At 39.1% G+C, this 22032-nt stretch carries 19 protein-coding genes; 10 read left to right on the top strand and 9 right to left on the bottom strand.

From position 1 onward, the window contains the following. Positions 1-84: 84 nt before the first annotated feature. From RMB13_RS18280 to RMB13_RS18270, 3 genes are all read left to right on the top strand, one after another. Complete coding sequence (locus RMB13_RS18280) at positions 85-771, top strand: hydrolase (protein WP_001043290.1); 687 nt, start codon at positions 85-87, stop codon at positions 769-771. Between the two features lie 109 nt (positions 772-880). Beyond that, positions 881-2755 (top strand): amidohydrolase, encoded by a 1875-nt coding sequence (locus RMB13_RS18275; RefSeq protein ID WP_311085982.1) that lies wholly within the window; start codon positions 881-883, stop codon positions 2753-2755. A 57-nt stretch (positions 2756-2812) separates the two neighbouring features. Then, complete coding sequence (locus RMB13_RS18270; protein ID WP_000784879.1) at positions 2813-2974, top strand: DUF1427 family protein; 162 nt, start codon at positions 2813-2815, stop codon at positions 2972-2974. Positions 2975-3045: 71 nt separating this feature from the next. On the opposite strand, the gene arsC is transcribed toward RMB13_RS18270, so the two are convergent. Further along, on the bottom strand, positions 3046-3474 hold the full coding sequence (arsC, locus tag RMB13_RS18265; protein WP_311085981.1) for an arsenate reductase (glutaredoxin): 429 nt from the start codon (positions 3472-3474) through the stop codon (positions 3046-3048). 84 nt (positions 3475-3558) lie between these two features. On the opposite strand from arsC, the gene RMB13_RS18260 reads away from it, so the two are divergent. The 4 genes from RMB13_RS18260 to arsH are packed head-to-tail and all read left to right on the top strand — an operon-like array spanning position 3559 to position 6123. Further along, positions 3559-3888 (top strand): metalloregulator ArsR/SmtB family transcription factor, encoded by a 330-nt coding sequence (locus RMB13_RS18260; RefSeq protein ID WP_005041303.1) that lies wholly within the window; start codon positions 3559-3561, stop codon positions 3886-3888. Between the two features lie 4 nt (positions 3889-3892). After that, positions 3893-4366, top strand: a complete 474-nt coding sequence (locus tag RMB13_RS18255; RefSeq protein WP_311085980.1) for an arsenate reductase ArsC — start codon at positions 3893-3895, stop codon at positions 4364-4366. Between the two features lie 10 nt (positions 4367-4376). After that, the gene (gene arsB / locus RMB13_RS18250) at positions 4377-5423 is read left to right on the top strand and encodes an ACR3 family arsenite efflux transporter (protein WP_311085979.1); all 1047 of its coding nucleotides are present in this window, start codon (positions 4377-4379) and stop codon (positions 5421-5423) included. Then, entirely contained in the window at positions 5410-6123 is a 714-nt protein-coding gene (gene arsH, locus RMB13_RS18245; RefSeq protein ID WP_311085978.1) for an arsenical resistance protein ArsH, read from the top strand. Before arsB ends, arsH begins: the two co-directional genes overlap by 14 nt. Before the next feature lie 60 nt (positions 6124-6183). Here arsH and RMB13_RS18240 read toward each other — a convergent pair whose 3' ends face one another. Next, positions 6184-7086, bottom strand: coding sequence for a LysR family transcriptional regulator (locus RMB13_RS18240; protein ID WP_017390491.1), 903 nt, complete (start codon positions 7084-7086; stop codon positions 6184-6186). A 101-nt stretch (positions 7087-7187) separates the two neighbouring features. On the opposite strand from RMB13_RS18240, the gene RMB13_RS18235 reads away from it, so the two are divergent. The 3 genes from RMB13_RS18235 (at position 7188) to ahpF (ending at position 10014) form a co-directional block, all read left to right on the top strand. Next, on the top strand, positions 7188-7748 hold the full coding sequence (locus tag RMB13_RS18235; protein WP_005041294.1) for a chromate transporter: 561 nt from the start codon (positions 7188-7190) through the stop codon (positions 7746-7748). Beyond that, positions 7748-8269, top strand: a complete 522-nt coding sequence (locus RMB13_RS18230) for a chromate transporter (RefSeq protein ID WP_003651290.1) — start codon at positions 7748-7750, stop codon at positions 8267-8269. The genes RMB13_RS18235 and RMB13_RS18230 overlap by 1 nt, the downstream gene beginning before the upstream one ends. A 179-nt stretch (positions 8270-8448) precedes the next feature. Next, complete coding sequence (gene ahpF / locus RMB13_RS18225; protein WP_311085977.1) at positions 8449-10014, top strand: alkyl hydroperoxide reductase subunit F; 1566 nt, start codon at positions 8449-8451, stop codon at positions 10012-10014. A gap of 54 nt (positions 10015-10068) precedes the next feature. On the opposite strand, the gene RMB13_RS18220 is transcribed toward ahpF, so the two are convergent. The 7 genes from RMB13_RS18220 to RMB13_RS18190 all read right to left on the bottom strand — a co-directional run bounded on the left by RMB13_RS18220 (position 10069) and on the right by RMB13_RS18190 (position 21742). Next, positions 10069-12075, bottom strand: coding sequence for an alpha/beta fold hydrolase (locus tag RMB13_RS18220; protein WP_311085976.1), 2007 nt, complete (start codon positions 12073-12075; stop codon positions 10069-10071). 116 nt (positions 12076-12191) lie between these two features. Further along, on the bottom strand, positions 12192-13148 hold the full coding sequence (locus RMB13_RS18215) for an ABUW_2363 family tetratricopeptide repeat lipoprotein (protein ID WP_311085975.1): 957 nt from the start codon (positions 13146-13148) through the stop codon (positions 12192-12194). Positions 13149-13253: 105 nt separating this feature from the next. After that, positions 13254-14069 (bottom strand): serine O-acetyltransferase, encoded by an 816-nt coding sequence (gene cysE / locus RMB13_RS18210; protein WP_017390494.1) that lies wholly within the window; start codon positions 14067-14069, stop codon positions 13254-13256. Continuing rightward, a complete protein-coding gene (locus tag RMB13_RS18205) occupies positions 14062-14901 on the bottom strand; it encodes an RNA methyltransferase (RefSeq protein WP_311085974.1) in 840 nt (279 codons plus the stop codon). The genes cysE and RMB13_RS18205 overlap by 8 nt, the downstream gene beginning before the upstream one ends. Positions 14902-14915: 14 nt before the next feature. Beyond that, positions 14916-18479 carry a DNA polymerase III subunit alpha gene (dnaE, locus tag RMB13_RS18200; protein WP_311085973.1) on the bottom strand — a complete coding sequence of 1188 codons (3564 nt, stop codon included), beginning with the start codon at positions 18477-18479 and terminating at the stop codon, positions 14916-14918. 199 nt (positions 18480-18678) lie between these two features. Then, positions 18679-19746 carry a type II asparaginase gene (locus RMB13_RS18195; protein WP_005041275.1) on the bottom strand — a complete coding sequence of 356 codons (1068 nt, stop codon included), beginning with the start codon at positions 19744-19746 and terminating at the stop codon, positions 18679-18681. A gap of 688 nt (positions 19747-20434) precedes the next feature. Then, positions 20435-21742: a dicarboxylate/amino acid:cation symporter gene (locus RMB13_RS18190; RefSeq protein WP_017390497.1), complete on the bottom strand. Its 1308-nt coding sequence runs from the start codon at positions 21740-21742 to the stop codon at positions 20435-20437. Positions 21743-22032 lie beyond the last annotated feature (290 nt).

The following is a 22032-nucleotide window of genomic DNA, read 5'->3' as shown; positions in this document are numbered from 1 at the left end:
TATGCTTTTACATTTTTATCTGTTTTGATAGTGACCAGTAAGCAATTTTAATGCACTACTCATAAGGAATAATGGAGTTTACCCATGAATAAATCACTTTTAGAACAACTATCACCAACGAATTGTCAGGTTATTTTTATTGATCACCAGCCACAAATGGCTTTTGGGGTACAGTCAATAGACCGCCAAGTATTGAAAAATAATACGGTAGGGTTAGCAAAAGCAGCTAAAACTTTCAATATTCCTGTCACTATTACCACGGTTGAAACTGAAAGCTTCTCTGGTCATACCTATCCTGAGCTTTTAGATGTATTTCCCGATGCTCCATTATTAGAACGTACTTCAATGAATTCATGGGATGATCAAAAAGTACGTGATTCACTTGCAAAAAATAACCGTAAGAAAGTGATTGTTTCGGGTTTGTGGACTGAAGTGTGCAATAACACTTTTGCTTTTGGTGCCATGCTTGAAGGTGATTATGAAATTTATATGGTTGCGGATGCTTCTGGTGGTACATCGAAAGAAGCACATGACTATGCCATGCAACGTATGATTCAAGCAGGTGTTGTTCCAGTAACTTGGCAACAAGTATTACTTGAATGGCAACGTGATTGGGCACACCGTGATACCTATGATGCAGTTATGGCAATTGTACGTGAGCATTCTGGTGCTTATGGTATGGGCGTTGATTATGCTTATACGATGGTACATAAGGCACCTGAACGTACCACATCAAAACACGAAGTACTTGCACCAGTTCCTGCAAAATAAAATAGTACTTATTTAGGTAAAGGCATGTCTAGTATTCAATATTGAAGTGATATTAATACGGATATGCCTTTATTTTTTAGAACGATAATTCACAAGAATGGAGTTCAGAATGACCGAAATAAACCTCATACTTATAAACGGTAAAATCACCACACTAGATCTTAAAAATCCAGAAGTACAAGCAATTGCTATAGCAGATGGTAAAGTCGTACGCACCGGCACAAATGATGAGATCATGAAGCTGGCATCAGCGACGAGCAAAGTTGTAGATTTAAATGGTCGTCGCGTTATACCGGGTCTAAATGACAGTCATCTACATATTATTCGTGGTGGCCTAAATTACAATATGGAACTGCGCTGGGAAGGTGTACCTTCTGTAGCGGATGCACTACGCTTACTCAAGGAACAAGCCGATAATACTCCAGCTCCGCAATGGGTACGTGTGGTTGGTGGTTGGACTGAATTCCAGTTTGCCGAAAAGCGTTTACCGACTTTAGAAGAAATTAATAAAGCCGCTCCTGATACTCCAGTATTTGTTTTACATTTATATGCTAGCGCCTTGTTGAACCGAGCTGCGCTTGATGTATTGGGCTTTAATAAAGACACGCCAGACCCGCCCGGCGGCAAGATTGTACGAGATGAAAAGGGTGAGCCAACAGGTCTATTGCTCGCAACTCCATCCGCTATGATTTTATATTCGACCTTGGGCAAAGCACCGAAATTGCCAGTTGAAGATCAAGTCAATTCAACTCGTCATTTCATGCGTGAACTCAATCGATTAGGTATTACTTCTGCAATCGATGCGGGTGGCGGCGGGCAAAACTATCCTGAAGATTATGATGTGATTAAGCAATTGCATGATCAAAATCAAATGACGGTGCGAATTGCTTACAATTTATTTGCTCAAAAGGCAGGTCAGGAGCTTGATGATTATCGTCGCTGGACAGAAATGACATTCCCAGGCGATGGTGATGAACTATTTAGAATGAATGGAGCGGGTGAGAACCTGACTTGGTCGGCGGGTGACTTTGAAGATTTCTATGAGCCGCGTCCAGATTTACCAGAAAAAATGGAAGGTGAACTCGAAGCCATTGTAGAGCATTTATCTGAAAAGAAATGGCCATTTCGTATTCATGCAACCTATGATGAAAGTATTAACCGATTACTCAATGTATTTGAAAAAGTAAATTCAAAACAGCCATTTGCAACTCGATTTATTATTGACCATGCCGAAACCGTATCTGAACGTAATATTGAGCGTATTGGCGCGTTGGGCGGTGGTATCGCCATTCAACACCGTATGGCATATCAAGGTGAGATTTTCGTAAAACGCTATGGTGCAGAAGCTGCTCAAGCAACGCCACCAGTTAAGAAAATGTTAGAGCTCGGTGTTCCTGTAGGTGCGGGAACAGATGCAACACGTGTTGCATCTTATAACCCTTGGGTTTGCTTATATTGGTTGAGCACAGGTAAAACTGTTGGTGGTTTACCTTTGTATGATGAAAAAAATCTGTTAGATCGCCAAACAGCGCTTATGCTCTGGACCAAAGGTTCGGCTTGGTTTTCAGGTGAAAAAGATGTCAAAGGCTCACTAACAGCAGGCGAACTTGCCGATCTGGTTGTATTGTCTGATGACTACTTCAAAGTTGAGGCAGATGATATTCAGTGGATTGAGTCTGTGCTCACTGTTTTAGGTGGAAACGTTGTGTATGCCGGAGCAGAGTTTAAGCAAGATGATCCACCATTACCACCAGCATCACCAACATGGTCGCCAGTAAAACGCTTTGGTGGACAATGGCGTTTATCTGAAAACCGTAATGCACCTTCGAATCAATCATTACAGTCACAAAGTGCATTGTGTGAATGTGCTAGCAGTTGTGGCATGCATGGACATAGCCACTCATGGATGCTTGATGTTCCTGTAAATGATAAAGATAAAAAATCTTTCTGGGGCGCACTGGGTTGTTCGTGTTTTGCATTTTAAATAAAACAGTATGGGAACCTGCTGCTTTAAATGGCTTGGTTCTCTAAGGTATGTACCATGAAAATGTACTTATTATCTTTGGCTGTAGGGTTGCTCGTTGGTGTCTTATATTATGTTTTAAATGTGAAGTCGCCAGCTCCACCTCTTGTTGCATTAGTCGGTTTATTAGGCATGGTGATAGGAGAACAACTCCTTCCTTTTATTAAGTCCTACTTTTAACCGTTTTCATTTAACAAAAAAGCTAAATGGTATTGCGCCATTTAGCTTTTTATATTGATGAGAATCTTAAATTATTTTACTCGTTGACCTTGTTCATTAATGATTACTTCACCATCTTCTTTTGCAAAAAAGCCTAAGTTTTCTGAATCTAAAATATCAAGGACAATTTCAGAAGGGCGGCACAGACGTGTACCTTTTGACGTCACCACAAACGGGCGATTGATTAAAATTGGGTACTGAATCATAAAATCAATTAACTGTTCATCTGTCCAGCGGTCTTGTCCCAAATCTAAATCTTTATATGGATCAACATTTTTACGAATTGCATCACGAACAGTTAATCCAGCTTGTGAAATGAGTTGAGTAAGCTCATCTTTACTAGGAGGTGTCTGTAAATATTCAATAACAATGGGTTCAATCCCAGCGTGACGAATAAGTGCCAGCGTATTACGTGAGGTTCCGCAAACAGGGTTATGGTAAATCTTCACTAGCTCAGTCATGACAAATTTATCGCCGAATTAAGATATTGCATTTATATATGGATATCCGTATATTTGCAATAACGAATATGAATTGTTGCTGACATGATCACTCAAGTCGATTTTTTTAAATGTCTTTCGGACCCTACTCGGTTAAGCATTCTTAAATTGGTTTTAAGCAAACAAAACATATGTGTTTGTGAACTGACCGAGCAACTTGATTTAAGCCAACCAAAAATTTCCCGACATTTAGCGCTATTACGTACTCATGGCATTTTACTTGACTCAAGACAAGGGCAATGGGTGTATTACAGCGTCAACCCAGATTTACCAAGTTGGGCCGTTGAAGTTTTGAAAATTATAGGAAACCAAGATGAAAGTTTAGTGAATCAATCATCTTCACAGTTTTCTTCTATTTCAACTTATTGTGAGTAAGATCATGAAATTCTTATTTTTGTGTACAGGAAACAGTTGTCGTAGCATTTTGTCGGAAGTTTTATTTAATAGCCGTGCGCCAGAAAGTTGGAAAGCATATAGCGCAGGCAGTAAACCATCAGGACAGGTACATCCATTAACCATTGAAACTGTTGAAAACTTAGGCCTTTCAACAGATGGGCTATGGAGCAAAACCATTGATGACTGCGAGCAGTATCAACCAGATGTTGTGATTACAGTCTGTGATTCTGCTGCACAAGAAGCATGCCCACTTTATTTAGGCGGTGCAATCAAAGCACACTGGGGCTTAAGTGATCCATCTCATTTGGACTTGCCAAAAGAAGAAAAATTAAAAGCTTTCCAAGAGACTGTAGATCATATCAACCGTCGTTTAGATGCATTGTTTGCACTTGATGTTGCGAACTTAAACCGTTCACATTTGATTACTGAGATTAATAAAATCTCTCATATTGAGTAAGAGAGCCGAGATGACTAAGCAAAAGCTTTCTTTTTTAGACCGGAATCTGACGCTATGGATTTTTATTGCCATGGGTTTAGGGGTGGCAATAGGTGTTTTCTTTCCTCAAGCCTCGGTTTCTTTGAATCAACTCAGTGTAGATAACGTCAATATTCCGATTGCAATTGGTTTAATTTTAATGATGTATCCACCTTTGGCAAAGGTAGATTACGCAGCTTTACCGGAAGTATTTAAAGATAAAAAAACGTTGGCTTTGTCTTTAGTACAAAACTGGTTAATTGCTCCAATTTTGATGTTTGCTTTAGCGATTATTTTTCTGCATAACTATCCGGAATATATGACAGGTCTAATCTTGATAGGCTTGGCACGATGTATTGCAATGGTATTGGTCTGGAACGGTTTGGCATGTGGGGATAACCAATATGTTGCTGCTTTAGTTGCTTTTAACAGTATCTTCCAGATTTTATTCTTTAGTACTTATGCATGGCTTTTCTTAACTTTCTTGCCGCCTTATTTTGGTGTGGCAGGACAAGTCATTGATGTGAATTTCTGGACCATTACCCATGCTGTGTTGGTGTATTTAGGTATTCCATTTTTAATGGGTTTTCTAACGCGACTCATTTTAGTGAAAGCAAAAGGATTAGATTGGTATCAAACTAAATTCTTGCCAAAAATCAGTCCGATTAGTTTGATTGCATTACTTTTTACCATTGTGGCGATGTTCAGCTTAAAAGGTGGTGAGGTGGTGAGCTTACCTTTAGATGTACTGCGAATTGCGATTCCACTGACGATTTACTTTGTGGTGATGTTCTTCATTAGCTTCTTTATGAGTAAACGTATGGGAAATAACTACCCACGTACCACTGCTATTTCATTTACCGCTGCGGGTAACAACTTTGAGCTCGCTTTAGCCGTTGCGATTGCAACATTTGGTTTAGCGTCACCTGTAGCATTTACTACAGTCATAGGACCATTAGTTGAGGTTCCGGTTTTAATTTCACTCGTTTCAGTTTCTCTTTGGCTAAAGAAAAAGTATTTCTCACATGAACAGTCTTAACAATGATTTATCCAATGTGGCATTAAATCTTTTAGATAAGCCTACTTTGGAACAAGTGCAAGCACAGCAACTTGAACATCCACCACGCATTTTACTGCTATATGGGTCTAATCGTGAGCGTTCTTACAGTCGTTTTGCTGTGTTGACGGCTGGACGAATTCTTGAATATTTAGGTGTCGAGGTTAAAATCTTTCATCCTAAAGGTTTACCTTTACCAGAGGATGCAGAAACAGATCATCCTAAAGTGCAAGAGTTGCATGAGCTTTTGGCTTGGGCAGAAGGTATGGTTTGGTGTTCACCAGAACGTCATGGTGCAATGAGTTCGATTTTAAAAGCTCAGATTGATTGGATTCCCTTAGCTGGTGGAGCAATTCGTGCAACACAAGGTAAAACCTTAGCAGTTATGCAAGTTAGTGGAGGTTCTCAATCTTTCAATGCTGTGAATCAAATGCGCATTTTAGGGCGCTGGATGCGTATGATTACGATCCCAAATCAGTCCTCAGTTGCTAAAGCTTTTTTAGAATTTGAAGAAGATGGAAGTATGAAACCATCCTCTTACTATGACCGAATTGTCGATGTAATGGAGGAACTCTATAAGTTCACTTTATTAACACGTGGACAAAAACAATATCTGACAGATCGCTATTCGGAACGTAAAGAATCGGCAGAAGAATTATCTAAACGAGTGAACCAAAAATAGACTGTTTTACTCAATAAAAAGTGCTCCGATAGGGGCATTTTTTATTGAGTAATTTTTTGCTTACGTAATTGTTGGTAATAATTTTTGTAATAAATTAATAAAGTTTGAAACTTTGGCTGAATTTTCATTTTCTCTTGTAATCAAGTAAAGAGGAGCATTAAGTTTTATTGAACTATCAAATTCGCGATAAATAATTTCATGGTCCCAGAAGTTATGCATTGAGGCTGGTACAATAGTTATACCAATTCCAGCAGCAACTAAATTTAATGTTGCGGTAGGTCGAGGTGCTTCCTGAATAATACGTGGGCTAAAACCCGCTTGGTAGCAGCTATATAAAATGTTGTCATATAAACCTTGTCCCGAAGAACGACGGTATAAAACAAAATTTTCATCTGATAAGTCACTTGAACTAATTTTTTCTTTTTGCGTAAGTGGATGCCCTATAGGCAATGCCACCATCATTGGCTCATCTAATATATGAAGATGTTTTAACCCAATATCACGACTAATCGGAGCTCTTAAAAAGGCGATATCAAGTTTTTCCGAGATTAACCGATCTAATTGCTTTTGGCTGCCTGCTTCTTCAAGTTTGGTTTGTACCCCTGGATATATTTCTCGATAGGAGCGCAATACTAATGAAATCAGTGGATGCAAGCCTGCAGAACTTGTAAAACCAATATTGAGTTGTCCTGTTTTACCTTGGCTGACATCTTGAACTAATTTAGGAATATGCTTGGCATGCTCTAATAAAATTTGTGCTTCTTTAAATAATGCTAAACCTGCTTCGGTCGGTTCAATCCCTCGTGGTTGTCGAACAAGTAATTGTGTACCGAGTTCTTCTTCCAGTTTTTTGAGTAAACGCGTTAAAGGCGGCTGTTGAATAAATAATCGGTTTGCCGCGTGGGTAATATTTCTTTCTTCAACAACCACAACAAAGGCATGAAGCTTGTGCAAATCTAGCATAGGAATACCTTTAGGGTATGGTTAAAGAAAATAAAAGCATTTGTAGATATGTCATAAAAGTATCATTCTATCTTGGTCAGATAAAGTGAAAAGTAACGAAAATGAACCATGTTGAGATTGCCGTGCAGAAGGAGAGTGTACCGAGCTGCACAGAACTATTTTTAGGTTTTTTAACATTAGGTTTAATTGGATTTGGCGGCGTGTTGCCTTTAGCACGAAAAGTCGTTGTAGAGCAGAGACAGTGGCTAAGTCCTGAAAAATTCACTGAATTACTTGGTCTGTGTCAATTTTTACCGGGTGGCAATATTATTAATTTATCTGTTGCGATTGGCATGGAGTTTCGTGGTATTCGTGGTGCAGTGAGCTCACTGATTGGCTTAATCTTTGCACCGACGGTAATTGTTGTACTTTTACATTATGTCTATGAGCAGTTCCAAGATAACCTCATGGTTAAGCATCTTTTTGAAGGACTAGCAGCAGCAGCAGCTGGACTACTGGTTGCAACAGGGTTGAAAATGCTCAAGCCTTTATTACGTAATCCATTAGCGATGTGTGTAGTTGTAGTGGCAATTGTCAGCATCGCTTTTCTGAAAATCTCCTTGCTTTTGACCATGCTGGTTTTGTTGTCATTTTATTCAGCTGTTATTTGGAGACGTGTGTAATGGGCGCAGTTCTACTTACTTTAGCCATCATTTTTACCCAGTTATCACTTATTGCTTTTGGTGGCGGCAATACAATTTTGCCTGAAATGCAACGTCAAGTGGTCGATATTCATCACTGGATGACTGCGCAAGAATTTAGTGCCTTATTCGCAATAGCCCAAGCTGCCCCTGGTCCAAACATGATGATTGTACCGCTCGTTGGTTGGCATGTAGCAGGTCTATCGGGTTTACTTGTGACATCAACCGCCAAATTTCTACCTTCATCCATTATTACTGTATTTGTAATGAGAGGTTGGTCAAAATTTAAAGATAAGAAATGGCGCCGTGTTTTACAGCTTGCTTTACAACCCGTCACTGTGGGAACTGTGCTTGCCAGTGCGTGGATTATTTCTGAGGCGGCTGCAATAAATACTTTACTTGTCATTATGGTAGTCATTGCAACTTTATTATCTTTAATTAAAAAGGTTCATCCCTTACATGTCCTGATTGCTGGGGCTGTATTTGGCGTGGTGTTACTCTAGTTTAACCAGTTTGCCGACCTGCGCTGGATGAGTTCAGGTCGGCTTTTTTTGATTGAAGTAAATAATAATTAAATCTAAAAAACCGATTAAATCTATAAAAACATACTGTTTCACCTATTTTATGTTTTGACGTACTATGCATCTATTGAAAGAATTTGGATGCATTGGAGTAAAAACAGATGTTAGATCAAAACATTAAAACTCAATTAAAAGCTTACTTAGAACGTTTAGAAAGTCCAATCGAATTAGTTGCTGCTTTAGATGAATCAGATAAAGCTGCTCAAATTAAAGAGCTGGTTACCGAAATTGCTGAACTTTCTGACAAGGTGACTGCCCGTTTTGATGGCAACAATACACGTCGTCCAAGCTTTGGTGTGGCTAAAGCAGGTGAACAACCACGTGTGTTCTTTGCTGGCTTACCGATGGGCCATGAGTTTACATCTTTGATCTTGGCGCTGTTACAGGTGTCTGGCTATGCTCCTAAAGTGTCTGATGAAGTATTGAACCAGATTAAAGGTTTAAACCTCAAAGCGGACTTTGATGTGTTTGTATCGCTAAGCTGTCATAACTGTCCGGACGTAGTACAGGCGCTTAACCTGATTGCGATTTATAACCCGAACACCACTGCAACCATGATTGATGGTTCATTCTTCCAAGATGAAGTAGAACAACGCAAAATCATGGCGGTTCCAATGGTGTTCCAAGACAATGAACACATTGGTCAAGGTCGTATGACACTTGAAGAAATTGTGGCAAAACTCGACACCAACTCAGCTGAAAAAGATGCAGCGGCATTGAATGCCAAAGATACGTTTGATGTGTTAGTGATTGGTGGTGGACCTGCGGGTGCAACAGCTGCCATCTATGCAGCACGTAAAGGCATTAACACAGGTATCGTGGCTGAACGCTTCGGTGGTCAGGTGATGGACACCATGGACATTGAAAACTTCACCTCTGTGCAAAAGACCCAAGGTCCTAAGTTTGCTGCCGAAATGGAAGCACATGTTCGTGAATATGATGTTGATATCATGAACCTGCAACGTGTGAGCAAAATCGTTGGTGCAGATCAAACCGTAAATGGCTTGGTTGAAGTTGAACTTGAAAATGGTGCAAAGCTTGAATCGAAAACAGTAATCCTTTCAACAGGTGCACGTTGGAGAGAAATGAATGTACCGGGTGAGCAAGAATACCGTACCCGTGGTGTCGCGTACTGCCCACACTGTGATGGTCCATTGTTCAAAGGCAAACGTGTTGCAGTGATTGGTGGTGGTAACTCAGGTGTAGAAGCTGCGATTGACCTTGCAGGGATTGTTGAGCATGTGACTCTGGTTGAGTTCGACACTAAACTACGTGCAGACCAAGTCTTGCAAAACAAACTGCATAGCTTGCCAAACACCACTGTGATTATGAATGCCTTAAGTACTGAAGTTTTGGGTGATGGTTCACAAGTGACAGGTCTTAAATATAAAGACCGTGCCACTGATGAAGAGCATGTGGTTGAACTTGCAGGGATCTTTGTCCAGATTGGTTTACTCCCAAACACTGACTTCTTGAAAGACAGTGAGCTTGAGTTAACCAATCGTGGCGAGATCATTGTGAATGACCGCAACGAAACCAATGTAAAAGGTGTATTTGCTGCGGGTGACTGTACTACAGTTCCGTACAAACAAATCATTATTGCCACAGGTGAAGGTGCTAAAGCATCACTCTCTGCATTTGATTACATTATCCGTTCTGGACAATAAGATTTCCATCCAGAAACAAAAGAGCCAAAGGTTATCCTTTGGCTCTTTTTATTTTTATGGTTTATATAAACCATGTTCGACTAAATGCTCTCGTAAAATACGACGCAGTTCTAAAACGGCTTGCGGCGTTAACTGAATTGAATGTCCACCTGGAAGAACCTTCTCAGATTTGGCACCCTCTAAGTGAGCACTTTTATACGGAACAATACCATCAGTAATTACATTTGGATCATCGCTCTTGGTGATATTTCCCATAATTGAGTGAAAAACCAAGCCTTTATGAGGATTAATATTTTCTGTGAGCTCCATAAATTTGGACTGATGACTCAAATCGCTTGGACCATTTTGAATCAAACCACTATCAATATTACTCAAGAAATCTTTAACATCTAAATTTTCGGTGGTGAGTGAAGTTGCTACAGCTGATAAAAAAGCACCAGGTAGACGAATAACTTTACGCGCTGCTAATGTAAACCAGCGATCTGCATAATCTGTACCTCGATGAGGAGAAGCCAAGAAAATTGCACGATCAAAATTATTAATTGAATGCATTTGCAATCGTTCAGTAACCATTGGATGTTTCTTAAAGCGATTTTGCTGACGTGTCGTCATTAGCTCTAAAGCAGGCTTGGTAATATCTCCATCACTTACCAGTAAACGGCTAATAATACCTCCCATACTATGTCCAACCAGTACGGCATCATGTGCAGCAGGATCATTAGGGTTCAAAGAACCAAAAGCTTGCTTAAGAAGGGCATAAGTTTGGAAACGGCTTTCCAGAATCGGCATATTAGTCGAATAGAAAACTTGCCAAACTTGATAATTATCTCTTAAAACCGTGTCACCCATAACATCATTAGTCAAAGCAATCCATGCCTCAGGACTACTTGCGAGCCCATGGATTAACACAATAATTTTCTTATTTGGGTTGTATGGTTCAAGCATATATAGGTGTGGCATGGTCAAGTGTTGATCACGATCAATCAGACTTAAATAAGCCGCGACACCTAAATTATTCTCGGCTAACCATAGGCCGTAAGGCGCGGAAAAGTTGGCCGCTAGAGGATATTGTTTTCCTGCTACACTAATATTATCGGTCCGATATGGATCGTAAACCCGAATCACGAATTCAGGATTATTAATAATTTCTTCAACAGTGGTCGCATGTTTTGGTTCAGCTACAATAGTTGCAGCTAAATAACGTGCATTGTGAATATTTGGATTGATACCATTTTTATAACTGTAATGGAGAGGGTCTAAAATATATTCATTGATATCTTCTTTTCCTGAACCCGGAAAAACAGCTACAAATTCAGATCCAAAACCATCACGACGGTTAATGGTTCTTAAGCCTGAAAAATTTAAATTATAACTAGAAATTAACTTCTCTAATTTTTGCCCAGCAAGCTGCTGGTGAAATTCGAAATCAATCGAATAGACACTTTTACCAATATGTATTTGAGGTTCTACTACATTTTTTTTAGGGTAGCGTAAATCATAAACACTCACCATTTTTGCGATGGCTTGATTATAAAAGTCTCGAATTTGAACTTGTCTATTATCAAAAATACGGTCATTAGGCTGACGTTTTGTTGAGAATAGGTAGGCATAGCTATAACGAATACTTTTATCCAGTAAATTCAATTGCTGGTCTAAGCAATCATCATATTTACTCTGAATATTCGTTTGTTCTTCTTCGGACTTATGTTTAGTAAATCTACTAATTTTACAATTAGACGAATCTGACAAGGCCATTGCTTTTGCCAAATACATTTCACTTGCAGCAGATAAGAACTGTTCATCTAAAATTTGAGGTAAATTTTTGAGTTGATTTACACAGGTATCAGGTGTGTCAGTACAAACTTTAGCTTCCTGACCAGACATTGATAAAACGTTCAGACTGGCTTCGCTGAGTTTATCTTGTGTAAGAATGCTATTACGTTCATTTGCAATAGTTACATTCAAAGCTTGCTGTTTAACATTGACGACCTGGCATCCACTCAGAATTGAACCGAGGAGTATGACCGTCAATACTGTTTTGCTTCTTTTTATTGAAAACATTATGGTCAAAATATAGTGGCTCAATGGTAGGTAGATCATACAAATTTTAAAATATTTTTCAAATGATCAAATAAAAAAAAGGGCTGTCAAAACAGCCCTTTTTTATAAAATTAAGCTTATTTTTTTGATGTTGTACTAGGAGCTGTTGTACTAGGAGTAGTTGCAGACATTGCAGGGTTCGTTAAAACTTGCCATACGTTCCAACGGCCTTGTTTTTCAATTTCTTGAATTAAACGATCAGCAATTTCCGCTTCATCTGGATATTTAACTTTATAGTTTTTAAGTGTTTGGATCGCATTTTTCTTCTGCTCCATTGCAATATAGTTATTTGCAGCAGCTAGATATGCTTCTTGAACATTACCTTTAATTGCTTTATCTAAATAGGGAATGGCTTCACGTTGACCACCACCTTCAGATAAGCCAAAACCGAACCAGAAGTTTGCTTCCGCATCATCTGGATTAATTTTTAAAAGTCTTTGAGCATAATCTAAAGATTTAGTGGTATGAACAGTACCTAAATCAAGGTTACGTGCAAGAACACTTGCTTTAAACGCGCGAAGTAAAATATCAAATGATGCATTTTCATTTGCAGCAAGTGTATCAAGCTGCTGTGTTACTTCTTTTAGTTTACTTTCAAAGCCCTTACGTTCTTGGCGATCAGTAAAGCGAGGTGGGTAGTGACGTGCTTTGCCTTCTACTAACTGTAAGAAGTCATCAATACTTGTAACGTCAATTTCATTCTCACCTGCCAAAACTGCGTATTTCATTGAGCGCTGTGAATTATTTACAGTCGGAACAATCAGTTTATTGGTATCGAGAGTAAGCTGTTTGGTTGGGTCATCTTGACGGTTAACCACCATTTTCGTTACCGGCTGTGCAGCAGCTTCTTTTAACGCAACTTCAAATGCTGGCGGTTGATCATAGTTAAAAGGATTTAGTGCATAAAAAGGAGGAGTAAGCTCTGGTTCCTTGAAAACAAAAGGCTCAATTTTTTGTTCTTTTACGGGTGCCATTGTACAAGCTGTTAAACTTGAGGTCGCAAGGATGATATATGCCAAAGGCTTAAAATTCATAGGATCTTCCGTTCATTTTAGTAAAGTCAGATTTGGTACTGGTAAGTCTAGGAAAAGCTAAACCGACATGCAAGGGTAAGCGTGTTACATTATGAATCAAGAATATTACGTTTTTGATATCTTGTTTTGTGCGCCACATTCACGACGAACTTCTTCAAGTATTTTTAGCTCTTCATCACTAAAAGGCTGTTCATCTTGGCTTTCTTTTTTGAAGCTAGGGTCTAGCTCTGATAAACGCTGGCATAAATTATTCATACGCGTTTCATTGTGCTGAATACGATCAAGCAAAACGCGCATACCTTCTAAAATAGGGTCTGACTGATCAGCAGTTGTCGCATATGGGGCAAAACCAATACTTTGTGCATAATCACGGCGACGTTCTTCATCTTTATCTTGGTTCTTGTCGGTATCTTTATAGATATAGCGAGCAGGATTTCCAACAGCAGTCACCCCCGCAGGAACAGCTTTAGTCACTACAGCATTTGAACCGACTTTAGCACCTTTACCTACCGTAAATGGACCCAAAATTTTCGCACCGGCACCGACAACAACACCATCTTCTAAAGTTGGATGACGTTTGCCTGTCTTCCATGTTGTACCCCCTAAGGTAACACCATGATAAAGCGTAACATCATCGCCAATTTCAGCAGTTTCACCAATCACAACACCCATGCCATGATCAATAAAAAAACGCTTACCGATTTTAGCACCCGGATGAATTTCGATTCCTGTGGCAAAACGGCTAAATGACGAAAGTAGGCGAGCTGCACCTTTACAATCTTTTTGCCATAATTCATGTGCAACACGATGCATCATAATTGCATGAATGCCAGGATAAGTCGTAAGAACTTCGAGCGTATTGCGGGCAGCAGGATCTCGCGCAAATACAGCCTTTATATCTTCTTTAAGCTGTTTAAGCATTGGTTTGATCCTCCTTGTCAGATAATGCTTTTTTCCATTTACCACTGGTTAGAGCTTGTACACGACTAAAAATACCGCGAAGTAAATGATATTCCATACGATCTAAGTGTATACGACCAAACAAACGACGCAAGCGCAAAGGCAATAAACGTGGATTCTCTGGATCTAAAAATTCAATTTCAGTCAGCATTTTTTCTAGATGAGGATAAAACTCTTCCATTTGTTGCTGAGTAACCAAAGGTTCATCCCATTGCATGCTTTGACCTTGCACTAATGGCATTTCATCTACATTCTGATCGACTTGGTCTTGTTCCAGAGCAGACATTCGAAGCTCATAACATACGACTTGAATCGCTTGAGCTACATTTAACACGCCATAGTCTGGATTTACAGGAATCGTTAAATGGTAATTTGCTAGTGCTAATTCTTCGTTAGTTAAACCACGGTCTTCGCGACCAAAGACAATCGCAATTTGTTGTCCTTGAGCCGTTGCTTTAATGGCTTCTTTAGCTGCAGGTCGCACATCCAGTAAAGGCCAAGGAATGGTGCGACTACGTGCACTTGTTCCAAAAACCAAATGGCAATCTTTAATCGCATCTTCTAAGGTGTCTACAATCTCAAGGTGCTCAAATAAATCTTGGGCCCCGGCAGCAAGTGCTTGTATATCTGGATGAGGATATGTTTTGGGTGCTACGAGAACTAATTTAATGAGTCCCATTGTTTTCATGGCACGTAAAGCACTGCCAATATTAGCAGGCAAAGTTGTATTTACCATGACAATACGCACTTGTGCTAATTGTTTTGACACGGTGTTGTGGTCAAACGAACTCATAAGATTTCCAGAAATTACGAATATTGAGAAACTTCGCTTTGGTATAAATCCAATGCATCGTCCATAGACATACCCGCAGGAGGAGAGGCAACAGCATGTGGACGAACAGGGTCTGCTGCTTTAGCCGCTTTCGACTTTACTTGATATTCAATATAAATATTATCTTTACCAAAATAATCTCTGAGCTTAGCAAGTAATTCATCTAGAGGAGCGACTTTCCATTGCGGACCAAACAGAAGCTCGGCTTGAGCATAGGGCTGATCAATCTGTAACTGTAGAGCGATATGTTGATGCATATCTACATTGCAAAATGGCAAGATCATGTTTTGCAAATCTTTTGCCAATGTTGGTTGCATGAACTCTTCTGTTAATTTGATTTGAATACTGTTAGCACGTTTTTGTCTTATTTCATTTAAGGTGAAAGCTTTGGTTAAACGTCCCATTGGACGATCAAAGCCTTCTCGCTCATAGATTTCGCCTTCGAAAACTACAACACGTTCCACTTGAACGATATCTTTAAAACGTTGAAAGCGCTCATGGTTACAGCTGACTTCAATACGTGCCGTACCATCATCAAGTACAATAACCACTCGGTTCGGGAAGTTTGCGACATCAATGACCAAACCTGCATAAACCGTAGTAACGCCACGACGCGTAGCTGTAATTTCATTTAGTTTTACAGGAATAAATGCTTTGAGTTCTTGTCGGTAAACATCAATTGGATGGCCCGTTAAATATAAACCAAGCGTATCTTTTTCGCCTTTGAGACGAACTTCATCGCTCCACGGTTTTACAGGTTTAGCTGGCTTACGCTGAACTTCTTCAACCTCACCAAATAAATCCATAATACCGCTTTCACGGTTACTTCGAGCTTGTTCAGCAGCTTGAACAGCTTCAGGCAATTGAGCCATTAAGCTTGCACGTTCAATACCTAAGCAATCGAGTGCACCCGCACGAATTAAAGCTTCAAGAGTACGCTTATTGATTTTCTTTAAATCAATACGGTGGCAAAAATCGAATAGATCTGTATAAGGGCCATATTGTCGACGAGAGTCAATAACTGACTGCATTGCTTGTTCGCCGACGCCTTTAATTGCACCTAAACCGTAAACAATCGTTTTATCATTACTCGCATGGAAGTGATAAGTCGACATGTTGACCGATGGTGGTAAGACATCAAGATTATTATTTCGACAGTCATCAATCAAGAATACAACACTGTCCGTGTTTTGCATTTCCGATGTCATGACGGCTGCCATAAACTCAGCAGGGTAATGAGCTTTCAACCATGCTGTATGGTAGGCAACGAGTGCATAAGCAGCGGCGTGAGATTTGTTAAAACCATAGCCTGCAAACTTTTCCATATAGTCAAAGATATGGTTGGCTGTGCTTTCGTCAATACCTTTTTCAGCAGCACCTTCTAGGAAAATTTGGCGTTGTTTAACCATTTCCTCAGGTTTCTTTTTACCCATTGCACGGCGTAATAAGTCTGCGCCGCCTAACGTGTAACCTGCACAGATCTGTGCAGCCTGCATAACTTGTTCCTGATAAACCATAATCCCGTATGTTGGCTCTAATACACCTTCAAGAAGGGGGTGAAGATATTCAAAATCTCCACCATGCATACGGTGAATAAAGTCAGGAATAAGGTCCATTGGACCTGGACGATACAATGATACGAACGCAATAATTTCTTCGAATTTGCTTGGACGTGCTTCTTTAAGCATCCGTTTCATGCCGACGGATTCAAACTGGAATACCGCTGTTGTATTTGCATCGGCAAAGACAGAATATGCTTTAGCGTCGTCTAGAGGAACATGCAAGATATTGAGCTGATCATTACTGTCGCGGTTTTTATTAATATTTTGGATCGCGTCTTCGATAACGGTTAAGTTACGTAAACCCAAGAAGTCGAACTTGACCAGACCTGCTGCTTCTACATCGTCTTTATCATATTGAGCAACACGGTTTGTTCCATCTGCATCACAAAGTACAGCCGAGAAATCGGTAATTTTACCTGGTGCAATGACTACACCACCGGCATGTTTACCAGTATTTCGGGTTACACCTTCTAATTTTAATGCCATTTCCCAGATTTCACTTGCATCGTCGTTATCTGGGTTAGATGGGTTGGTCACAATATCTTTAAGCTGAGGTTCCATATCAATAGCGGTGGCTAAGTCCACACCGAGCGGTTTGGTAGGCACCATTTTTGAAATACGGTCAGCTAAACCGTAAGATTTACCTAATACACGCGCAACGTCACGGATTGCACCTTTTGCTGCCATGGTTCCGAAAGTTGCAATTTGTGAAACGGCTTCGCGACCATAAGTACGCGATACGTAATCAATGACGCGGTCACGTCCAGCAATACAGAAATCGACGTCAAAGTCAGGCATCGATACACGTTCTGGGTTCAAGAAACGTTCGAAGAGTAGATCGTAACGAAGTGGATCAAGGTCTGTAATTTTTAAGCTATATGCGACTAAAGAACCCGCACCTGAACCACGGCCTGGTCCTACAGGAACACCATTATTTTTTGCCCATTGAATAAAGTCCATGACGATGAGGAAGTATCCTGGGAAACCCATTTTTAGGATAATACCGACTTCATAATCAATTCGTTCATCGTAAGGCTTACGAATCTCTGCCCAGTCCTCGCCACGTTTTTCAACTGGGTAAAGATAATTTAAGCGCTCTTCCAAACCTACTTTTGATAAATGTTCAAAATAAGTGTCAATGGTAAAACCATCTGGAATTGGATAGTCAGGTAAAAAGTAAGTGCCGAGTTGTAATTTAACGTTGCAGCGTTTGGCAATATGATAGGTGTTCTCGATAGCACTAGGAATATCGGAAAACAACTCGATCATTTCATCTGAGGTTTTAAAGTGCTGCTCAGGGCTATATGTCCGTGGACGGCGATTATCTGCTAATACATAACCATCAGCGATACAAACACGTGCTTCGTGTGCCTCGAAATCTTCTTTTTCTACAAAGTGCACATCATTATGTGCAACTACACCAATATTATATTGTGCAGCAAGCTTAGCTGCTTCTTGAATAAAGTCTTCTTCACCGGGGCGGTCAGTACGTGTTAAAGCAAGATAAACACGGTTACCAAACTTTTCGAGCCATGCTTCTAAAAGGGGAGCAGCTTTTTGAGGGTTAGATGAGCAAAGCATCTGACCAACATCACTATGCTGGCCAAGTAAAACGATAATGTCTTGATGCTGTTCAAGTACCCATTCTTTTTGTACACATGGAATACTGAGCTGTTGTCCTTCAATAAAACCGCGTGAAACGATTTCGGTCAGACTTTTCCACCCAATATCACTCATTGCAAGTAAGGTGACACGATGTTGAGCATCATCAAGGCGAATTGTGCTACCTAAAAGCGGCTTAATTCCTTTTTTCAAACAAGAATTATAAAACTTTACCGCCGCATGGAGGTTAGAGAGATCAGTTAATGCCAATGCAGGCATTTGGTCTTTAACCGCAGCATTGACCAAGTCAGGTATGCGAACTATCGACTCTGTAATCGAAAATTCTGTATAAATACCTAGATGAACAAACTGCATAAACCAATCCTTAATGCGACCGCAGCATAGTTTAACACGCAAAGTTAAAAGGAAATGGTTAATATTTTGGCAAACTGTTAAGGATTTTATTATTTAAGAAGAATGAGTTGAACATCTATTGTACAGATTTAATATAAAAGACATTATTTTTATAAAATATGACCAGCCCAAACTTCTAGGTTTGAGCTGGTTGAAAAACTTAGTACTGCCAGAACATGCGTTGAATTTCTTTAGCATCGGTAGTCTTGGTAAGAGCTAATGCTGCAAGAAGACGCGCTTTCTGAGGATTTAAATCATGTGCTGCTACCCAGCCATATTTAGAGTCAGGTTGTTCTGCATCACGCACTACAAAACCTTGTTGAACACGTGATGAACGGATAATTTGAATACCATTCTTGTCGTGAAGATTTTGTAAAGTTGGTACGATATAGTTCGCAACTGAACCGTTACCAGTACCTGCATGGATAATCGCTTTAGCGCCAGCTTTTGCATATGCTTCATAAGCATCTGGAAGCATAGAGTCTGAGCCATAAACGATCTGTACCATTGGAAGTGCATCACCTTTAATATTTTCAATATTAAATTCTGAAGCATTTGTAAAACGTTTTACAGACTGTCTGAACCAGTATGGCTTGCCTTCAACTAATGTACCTAAAGCGCCCCATTGGCTAACAAAAGCATTTGTATGAATGTTAATGCCTTTAGTTACATCACGCGCAGCAAAAATAGAGTCGTTCATAAGAACCATAACGCCTTTATTTTTTGCATCATCAGAAGCTGCTAAAGCAACTGCACTATAAAGGTTAAGTGGGCCATCTGCTGAAAGAGCAGTTGAAGGGCGCATTGAACCAACAATAACAATCGGCTTATCAGTGTGAACAACCAGATTTAAGAAAAATGCTGTTTCTTCTAAAGTATCTGTACCGTGAGTAATCACAACACCATTAACAGATGGTTTTTTTACCAGCTCATTTACTTGACGAGCAATTTGTAATAATTCCTTGTCAGTAATACTTTCAGAAGCGACCTGTAATGCCTGAATACCAGTTACATTCGCCAAATCTTTGATTTGTGGAACTGCATTAATTAAGGCATCAACTGGGACTTTCGCAGCAGTGTAAGTTGCACTGTTTGCTGAACTTGCACCAGCACCTGCGATAGTACCGCCAGTGGCAACAACAACTACATTGTTTTTTGCGTAAAGTGGGAGAGAGCAGGCCAATAAGCCCATCGCTAAACCTAAAGATTTAACAGTTTTAGTCAACATCGAAAATATCCTTATGAAGTGACGAAAGTAAAAAAAGTTTGTCGAATATGTCTGCTTTTCCTAAGCAAAATACATACCATGTAAAACATATTCGTAACTTGCTGAATAAGAAGCATCCCTGAATAGCATTTTGTTTCACCAACAATTACTTAGTCATTGCTTTTATTCAGCGTTAATAAATATCATGAATAAAATAAAAAATCTATTAAGTTTTTCTAATTTATCTCGATTTGTTTACTTTTTAATATAAAGAAAACAAATGATTTTTCTATCTTTATAAAATTAAAAAATAATGGGTGTGATGGGGTTTTTATTTACCATTTGGTATTTATATAGTGTTGATTATAAAAAATATTATTTGTAAATAAAATTATATAATTTTTTTAGTAGAGAAGCTAAATAATTATTACAATAGTTTAATATAATTAAGTTGTAATAAAATGAATTAAAATTTAATCACTTGATGTTTGTTTCTAAGAATATAAATTCTATTTGGGTGATTTTTATTCTCTTTTTAAGGTTTACTTTAAGAAAATTTAATAGGAGTTAAAAGCTGTTATTTGGTTCATTATTTAATATGAAAATACAGATAAATTTTTATTATTTAATTTTAGAATAAAAAGAAGAGCAATTTTATAAGGTCATATAAAATTGCTCTTAAGTTGGGAGAGTGGGAGAAAAGAGAAACTTAAGCGGTCGTTTGTTCTTGAGTTGATTTAATTAATACAGGCTCTGGTAGTTCTTCAGTGTCAGCTACTTTATCACCTTCAAGTTTGGCAACTACGGCAGTAGCAATACTGTTGCCTACTACGTTTGTTGCAGTACGACCCATATCAAGGAACTGATCGATACCAAGCAATAAGAGAATGCCTGCTTCAGGTAAATGGAACATGGTAAGTGTTGCTGAAATAACGACGATAGAAGCTCGTGATACACCCGCAATACCTTTACTTGTTACCATAAGCGTTAACAGAATTAAGATTTGTTGAGTGAAGCTAAGATCGATGTTGTAAGCTTGAGCAATAAACAGTACTGCAAACGTGGTGTACATCATTGAACCATCTAGGTTGAATGAATAACCCAAAGGTAATACAAAGCTAGTCACTTTTTTAGGTACACCAAATTTATTTAGTGCATCCATTACTTTAGGGTAGGCAGATTCACTTGAAGCTGTAGCAAAAGCAAGCGTTACAGGTTCGCGAATTAATTTGCCTAAGCGGAAAATATCTTTTTTAAGTACGATTGCACCAACAGAGAACAAAATAATCCAAAGCAACAGAAGACCGAAGTAGAACTCTGCGATTAGAATACCGTAGTCAACAATCAAGCCTAAACCCTGTACCGTAATTGCTGAAGCGATTGCAGCAAATACTGCAAAAGGGGCAAACATCATGACGTAATCGGTAATACGGAACATGATCTTGCTAAGTTCTTCAGTCAAACGGATAATGACAGAGTCTTTTTCTTTACCTTGATTTACAAAAGCAAGAGCTGAACCAAAGAAGATTGAGAAAACGAGCACTTGTAGGATGTCATTGTTGGCCATTGCTTCTGCAATGCTGCGTGGGAAAACATGGCTTAAGAATGATTGTAGTGTAAAGCCAGTGGTCGCTGGGAGAGAAGCGCCACTAAGTTGTTGAGCTGTTGGTAATGCTAAATCTAAAGCTGCACCAGGTTGGAAAAAGTTAGCTAATCCCATACCGATTGCAAGCGATACAAACGAAGCAGTAATAAACCAAGTCATTGACTTAAGTGTAATACTTCCAATTGATGTAGATTTCCCCATTGATACAATGCCTGCAACAATTGTGGCAAATACCAATGGAGCAATAATCATTTTGATTAAGCGTAAAAAGATGTCTGAAATAATGCTGAAATAAGAAGCGATTTGCTTCAATTGTTCACCTTCATTAAAGAAGTGGTGACAAATCCAACCTGTCAGTATGCCAAGTAAAATAGCAACAACAATATACTTGAGCAATTTCTTTTGCTTCATATGAACCTCTATCCATTTGATTCAATCATCCTTTGATGGGATTTGAATGATTGAAAGCTTTCCTTGTTAGTTCAGTCCGGTCGTTTTAACGATTTTATCTTCCTAGATATCTGTTTAAACCGAATCGAATATGGTGATGTTGTTATGGAAGGGGATTGTTGCTCGATTTTGAAGCAGTGTGAAATGCAAAAATATATTGATCCATGCATTTTTTGCATAATGAAGATTGAGGAAAATGCGAAATTACATACAAATTTAAACTTATGGTAAAAAATATATAAATGAATTAT

Source organism: Acinetobacter sp. V102_4, assembly GCF_031799005.1.
In the GTDB taxonomy this organism is placed as follows: domain Bacteria; phylum Pseudomonadota; class Gammaproteobacteria; order Pseudomonadales; family Moraxellaceae; genus Acinetobacter; species Acinetobacter calcoaceticus.
This window is presented reverse-complemented; position numbering and strand designations above follow the sequence as displayed.